The 6,266-nt window shown below is 42.0% G+C and carries 6 protein-coding genes and 1 tRNA gene; all 7 read right to left on the bottom strand.

Going from position 1 to position 6,266, the window contains the following annotated elements:
* Positions 1 to 138: 138 nt before the first annotated feature.
* The 7 genes from KTQ90_RS13860 to KTQ90_RS05170 all read right to left on the bottom strand — a co-directional run bounded on the left by KTQ90_RS13860 (position 139) and on the right by KTQ90_RS05170 (position 6,236).
* Positions 139 to 732 carry a leucine-rich repeat domain-containing protein gene (locus tag KTQ90_RS13860; protein WP_369680863.1) on the bottom strand — a complete coding sequence of 198 codons (594 nt, stop codon included), beginning with the start codon at positions 730 to 732 and terminating at the stop codon, positions 139 to 141.
* Positions 733 to 946: 214 nt separating this feature from the next.
* A complete protein-coding gene (locus tag KTQ90_RS05195; RefSeq protein ID WP_217317464.1) occupies positions 947 to 2,446 on the bottom strand; it encodes a S8 family peptidase in 1,500 nt (499 codons plus the stop codon).
* Between the two features lie 19 nt (positions 2,447 to 2,465).
* Positions 2,466 to 3,764 carry a hypothetical protein gene (locus KTQ90_RS05190; protein ID WP_217317463.1) on the bottom strand — a complete coding sequence of 433 codons (1,299 nt, stop codon included), beginning with the start codon at positions 3,762 to 3,764 and terminating at the stop codon, positions 2,466 to 2,468.
* A gap of 60 nt (positions 3,765 to 3,824) precedes the next feature.
* Complete coding sequence (locus KTQ90_RS05185) at positions 3,825 to 4,448, bottom strand: S8 family peptidase (protein ID WP_217317462.1); 624 nt, start codon at positions 4,446 to 4,448, stop codon at positions 3,825 to 3,827.
* 23 nt (positions 4,449 to 4,471) lie between these two features.
* Positions 4,472 to 4,786 (bottom strand): hypothetical protein, encoded by a 315-nt coding sequence (locus KTQ90_RS05180; protein ID WP_217317461.1) that lies wholly within the window; start codon positions 4,784 to 4,786, stop codon positions 4,472 to 4,474.
* Between the two features lie 389 nt (positions 4,787 to 5,175).
* Positions 5,176 to 5,250: transfer RNA gene (locus KTQ90_RS05175), tRNA-Arg, on the bottom strand.
* A 119-nt stretch (positions 5,251 to 5,369) separates the two neighbouring features.
* Complete coding sequence (locus KTQ90_RS05170; RefSeq protein ID WP_217317460.1) at positions 5,370 to 6,236, bottom strand: tetratricopeptide repeat protein; 867 nt, start codon at positions 6,234 to 6,236, stop codon at positions 5,370 to 5,372.
* Positions 6,237 to 6,266: the final 30 nt, after the last annotated feature.

Genomic DNA, 6,266 nt, shown 5'->3' with positions numbered 1-6,266 from the left:
ACAAGCCCATTGGCAGAATTAAGTATGCACTAAATTAATTCCGCCAACAGGTAAATGAATAGTAATGAAGGAACAATAGTTATTATGCTTGGATAGTAAATGAGGAGGAGAACATGTTACTTCTCCTCCTCAACTATTTCAATAAGCAAATAATATTTTCTTCCCATTTTTAATGTACACCTGTCCTTTTTGCGGATTTATCACTTCTCTGCCATTTAAATCATAAATTCGATTGCTGGAATTAGAGTGTTCGATGGTGACATTGTGTATTGCTGTCGGGAAATCATCTGTTTCTATAAAATTAGTAAAATAATCCCATCCCCAAGCCTTTCGGTATTTTTCAGCAGTACCGACAGGAACATAAACCGGAATGTCATTGGGAGTAATTAGATTAGGAACTGGCTCGTAATCGCCAAATGGGGTATTCCCCGGATTAAGGGTGCTTTCCTCGCATACAGGAGGTTCGGAGGCCATACAATATATACGTTTTAATTCTGACATGTAGGAACAACTTTCTTGTCCCAACATTTTCAATGTTGCAGGAAAGACTATCTGTTCCAAAGAGTCACAGTGCCAGAAGGCATCTTTCTCTATCGTTTCAAGTCCATTTGGTAACTCTATCTTTTTTAATGAGTGGCATTGTTGAAAAGCTGCTATGTCAATACTTTTTACAGAGGATGTTATATTTACATCTTGTAGTTTAAAACAAGCATCAGCAAAGCCATTAGGAATCCTGTCTAATCCTTCTGGTAAATGTATTAATATGATATATTAGCTTTGTATGAATCTTTTGTGAAAGTAAACATCGCACCATTCTTATCATATATTGTCTGAGCATCCATTGTGTTACTCGTTAGCAATATGAGAACGAGTAACACAATGGATTTATATTTATTTGTATATGTTCTGAACACATTCATAAATCGCTGTTAATTCTTCGCATTGTTTATCTTGGGGTATTGATTAGTGCTTGTTCTGCATTGATGAGACCATAACCATAATAACTATTCCAAGTACCGTTTTTACGTGTCTCATTATATTTATTTGGCCCAACTTTCTTTGTATTGTTTTCTATGATGTCATTAACTTGTGTTACGGTAAGACGGGGATTTCGTTCAAGAATGAGAGCCGCCAAACCTGCTACATGTGGACAGGCCATTGATGTACCATCCTTAAGGCCGGTTTCGTTATTAGGCAGTGTAGACAACACATCAACACCAGGAGCAACCACATCTAGCTTATCTCCGGTTTGAGAAAAATAAGAAATATTTCCATTTGAACAAAGTGCGCCAACAGTAATTATTTTGTCGTTACAGTTCGCAGGATAGGAGACATCAATATGTCCACCATTTCCAGCAGCAAACACAATCACGCAGCCTTTACCCTCACGGCCATATTTGAACGCATCGGCAATTGCTTCATTAATGGCTGGGTGAACTGTTCCGGATTTCCAAGAATTGGATATAACATCAACTCCATTCTTGTAGGCCCATATAAACCCATCAGCTCTTTTAAGTTGACTGTTGGGTGTACTGTATAATGAGTTGCTGATTGAAACGATTTTGGCATCAGGTGCTACCCCTGCCACTTGTATTCCATTGTTCCGAACAGCTGCTGCAATCCCTGCACAATGTGTGCCATGGTCTCCGAACAGCTTGGCGGGAGAAGTCCCGGATTCTGTATCAAAACTTAAGGGATAGATGTTTTGAGCGAGATCTATGTGGTTGACATCAACACCCTGATCAAGGATGCCGATTTTTATTCCGCGACCGGTTGCATACGACCATGCACCACAGATTGAGATGTCAATGTCGTCATAGTTGGCATTGTAGAGTCCCCACTGCTGTGTTACAAAAGGGTCGTAGGAGCATAAAGCGTCGTTCTCTGAAGAGAAATCAGCAATGGCTTCTGCAAACAATCCAGTTTCATACAGTTTATTTGCAATATCCAGAGATGAGCCGTTTGTTGCGGGTGTCACGGAGAGTATATACCATAACGGCAAGAACTCATCTTGCGATACGATGGTTAGATTGTTTTGTCTGGCCGCATTTTCCAACAATGTGTAGTCTGTTGCGGTTTTCAGTTTTACATTCAAGTAAGGAGTAATGACGATATGATCCCCGTTTTCACTTTTATAACAGGGAGAAACCATTGCAGTAGTTGAGACTCCTTTAAGTCTTGCCTTAAAGGTTGTGGCACTGGAACGGGATCCGTTCTGAGGATTGTCCTCACACACGAGAACTCGAAATGTGTTGTCTTTAATCTCCCTGACTACTGAATATCCGGAAGACATCGATATGGGTGTCGATGTGTTGACAGCAACGCTCATCCTGTCACTTACCTCCGTCAGAGTTATTTTCTCTCCCTGACTGTAGTAATAGGGAGTAGCCGCTGCCGAGTACATACATCCTGCAGCCAGCAATAAGATGAAAAAAAGTGCTTTCATTGTTTTTTTGTATTGGTGGTTACTTAACTGCGATCTTATACGTTTTACCATTTATGGACAGAAGATAAACTCCAAATGTCGGTACAGAAATAGAGACGTTTCCTTCCGATGTTTTTGTGTTGTATATCATTGTCCCATCAAGGGAGAACAGTTTTATATTACATCCCTTAAAAATTTGTCCTATTGATATGACACCATTTGCTGAGTTTATCGATACTTCACGGTTCTCAATCTCAACAATGCCACTGCTGCTCCCAATCTCCATTACATTGCGTTGATTGACAACAACATCTCCTTCTTTGGAAACGATTGTTCCTTCGGGTATAATTATAGTATATCCCTTTTCCGAGATAAGCGGAATGTTCTCGAAATCCGCAACCAACACCCAGTCCCCATTTTCTTCCGAAATTGTCGGTACGACTTCCTTGACTGTGAGATTTTCATTCTCGATGTTAAGCTTGATAATCGGATTTGCGGAAAGGGCAATCGGACGGTCATAATAGAATTTTACTTCCCCAAGCACATCCGTGGTATGGTTGTCAAAGAGACTGCACCAAGTGTACTGGATTGGCTTCACCGGCTCTGTGTAACCGCCTATGAAGTTGACGATTGCTTCTTCATTTACAATATCCGTACGGTATAGGGCACTTGTACTACCCGCAGGCAATTGAATCGAGTATCTCACTCCATTCTCGAAATTTATGTTTTCGCCAAAATCAATTCCTGCATAACCGAGATTCCAATCCCAGCTTACATCGCAGTAATATTCTCTAACAGGAACCCCTTCACGAAGGAGTATCGCCTTCGCGCCATCGACGGGTGCAGTTTCGAATCCGAAAAAGAATCCTATCCGGTCTTTTCTTTCAACAACAGATCCTTCTTCAACAGTGGGCGTTGCCTGACCGAGGGTCGATGGCACACTGAATTCCACTTCAAGTTTCTCGTTGGTGATGTCTGGTTTACCCTCCCTGTAGATAACACCTTCCGGTACGACAAGGTGGTATGTCTTGCCTTTCGGAAGCAGCAGGGGCGATTCAAATGTGATCACCGCAGTTCCCTGTATCCTTTTTTTTCCTACATAGTTGGAGCAGGACAACACGCCTGTTGCCACAGGATGCCCGTCAGAAAACACAGTTGCAGTTGAGTTTTCGGTGATTGAGATGGATCCATCGAATGTAAATCCGATATCAACAATAGGATAACAAACCGGACGGTCTCCAATAGTACATTGCTCAGGTATAAGACCGGAGGCAGATACGTTTAATGCCGTTGCAGTGGCCAGTATTGAAACCAGACCTATTAGTTTTCTTTTTTTCATGATTTCTATGTGTTATGGGCTTGCCATAATTTTAGTTATTATGGCATAGCCCGATTAAGTTTAGTTGCGAGGAGTATTTATGACTGCTTTATAGCCATCAATGAGACCATAGCCATATTTGATATTCCATGTTCCGTAAATCTTATTTGTGCTATAAGGAATATTGCCAATTTTTTTTGTATTCTTAGCAATAATCTCACGAACTTTCTTTGCTGTCAATGATGGATTCCTTTCCAAAATCAATGCAGCTAAACCTGCAACATGAGGACAAGCCATTGATGTGCCGCTCATTTTATCAATCCGATTGTTACGTATTGTTGACAGGATGTCTGTACCCGGTGCCGTCACAAATAAATTTGGTCCATAGCAGGATTTCGAAGATAATGTCCCATCTATAGTCATATTGGATACTGCCAATACATTTTCACTGTAGTCTCCAGGATAGGATATATCATAGGTAGGGTGTGCAAAAGTATAGTTGCCAGCTGATTTGACAAATACACAACCCTTTCCTTCTCGACCTTTATAAACAGCATTGTCAATTGCCTCTGCAATCAAATCGTTTGGTTCACACCACCATGAACATGAAATAACATCTGCACCGTTTTTCCATGACCAATTTATTCCATTTGCGAGATTGGCTTCCAAGTTCGTCACTGTTGATAAACTATTGCTGACAGACATTAATTTTGCATCGGGCGCAACGCCTACAACTTGTATTCCTCCTTTACTCCCACCTTAGGCTTCTTGTCTTCGCCATTGAAGTGATACATGAAATTGTCGTAGGTACGCTCTTCATCAAGAACGTCCATCGCAGCAATGATTTTCTTACACTTTGCTACCAGAGCTTGTGTTTCGGGCGAAGCTGCTGCTGCTTGCCAGTCGTCGGGTGAATACTTGCCAATCATAATGTATTTACGAGTGGCACGTCCAAGATAAACTTGCACTTCCAAAAATCCGTAACCCCTCTTCTCGGAGTTTTTTCTACGGTCGAAGACGACCTCTACCAATTCCTTCTTCATCGTTAAAGTAGGTTTTAGTACAGCGGACAAATAAGTGAAGAAGATGAGAATAATGGGAGTTTAACAATTTTTAATTGGTGGTTTTACCAATCCCAGCTATTTAGTGGCTGAAAGTGTATCACATTTTAAGAAGTGTCACACATTTCAGAAAAGTGTCACACAAAGTGTCACACATTTATGTATCGTTGTGTCCCGTTATGTCATCATCAAAGCACCAGGTTCAAATCCGCTGCGTTAATTAGACATTACGCTCGTCCTCTAAATAACTGTCTGGATTTCAAGTTACTCGCTCGTAACTAACTGTATATAAGCAACAAAGAGGATACTACCGAAGTAGAATCCTCTTTGACGTTGTTTTGTTCCGATGTGACCCGCATGGGGTCACAAAGTGATTCCGTTGGGGTTCGAACCCAAGACCCACAGCTTAGAAGGCTGTTGCTCTAATCCAACTGAGCTACGGAACCTCCAAATCGACTGCAAAGGTAATGTTTTTTTTTCAATTACAATGCTTTTTTCAAAGTTTTTTTTGTCTGTACTCTTGAAAATGTGAGTGTTTTATTAAAAAAACATTTGAGATCAAGGCTTAATACTCGTTGTAGAACACCTTGTATGGATCCATTTGCTGCATTTTCTTCTTGATGTTCTCTTCTATTCCTTCTGTTGGTTGCGGAATATCTTGCTCCATTTCGTCTGCTCTTGTCTGGTCCTCCTTAGCTCCGGCGGTATCGCCTAGCGCCGAGCGCACCTCGCTGCGCTCCTTGTAGGCTTCGATTAAGAACGGATTGAAGTCGATCGCTTTAGTGTATACTTTTTCTGCCTCCTTGAGATTGCCAAGAGCTTTCTCTACACGAGCCTTTAGCAGGAGAACGTCCTCGTTCTCTTCGATTCGCTGGTAGAGATTGTCAGCGTCGATAGCTGCTTCGGCTGTTTGGTTTTTCTCCAACAACACGTTGCCACGAAGCAGACGAGCCGCGTCGAAGTCTTCGCGTCGGTCGATAGCCTTTGAGAGCATAGCAACGGCAGCGTCGAGGTCGTTCAGTCCTTTGTATGCTTTGGCGTAGGTATAATAGGTCATGATATTCTCGCTATCGAGCTGCAACGCCTTCTCGCACACCTCAGCCATAGCCGCATAGTCCTCCGTCATGTACAACACGTCAGCCATGCGTAGCAGCACGGCAACATTGTTTGGCTGTGCTGCAGATATCGCCATGAGCTGTGTATATGCGTTCTGCATGTCGCCGAGCGAGATGTATGCCTGTGAAAGATAGTCGCGACATTCGAGGTCGTCGGCGTTCAGTTCGAGAGCGAGCACGAAGCATTTTGCCGCATAATCGAATTGCTGCATGCGTAACGCACGCACTCCGTCGTATTTCAGCACGTCGAAATTCTTTTCTTCCTTCACTTCCTCAGAAGTGTTCTGTGATCCGAATAGCTTTTTAAAAAAGTTCATATAAGTTATATTGTTTAGGTTTTAGTCTTT

The organism is Leyella stercorea, assembly GCF_019052365.1.
In the GTDB taxonomy this organism is placed as follows: Bacteria; Bacteroidota; Bacteroidia; order Bacteroidales; family Bacteroidaceae; genus Prevotella.
Note: the sequence above shows the minus strand (reverse complement) of the source record. Positions and strands in the feature narration are given on the sequence as shown.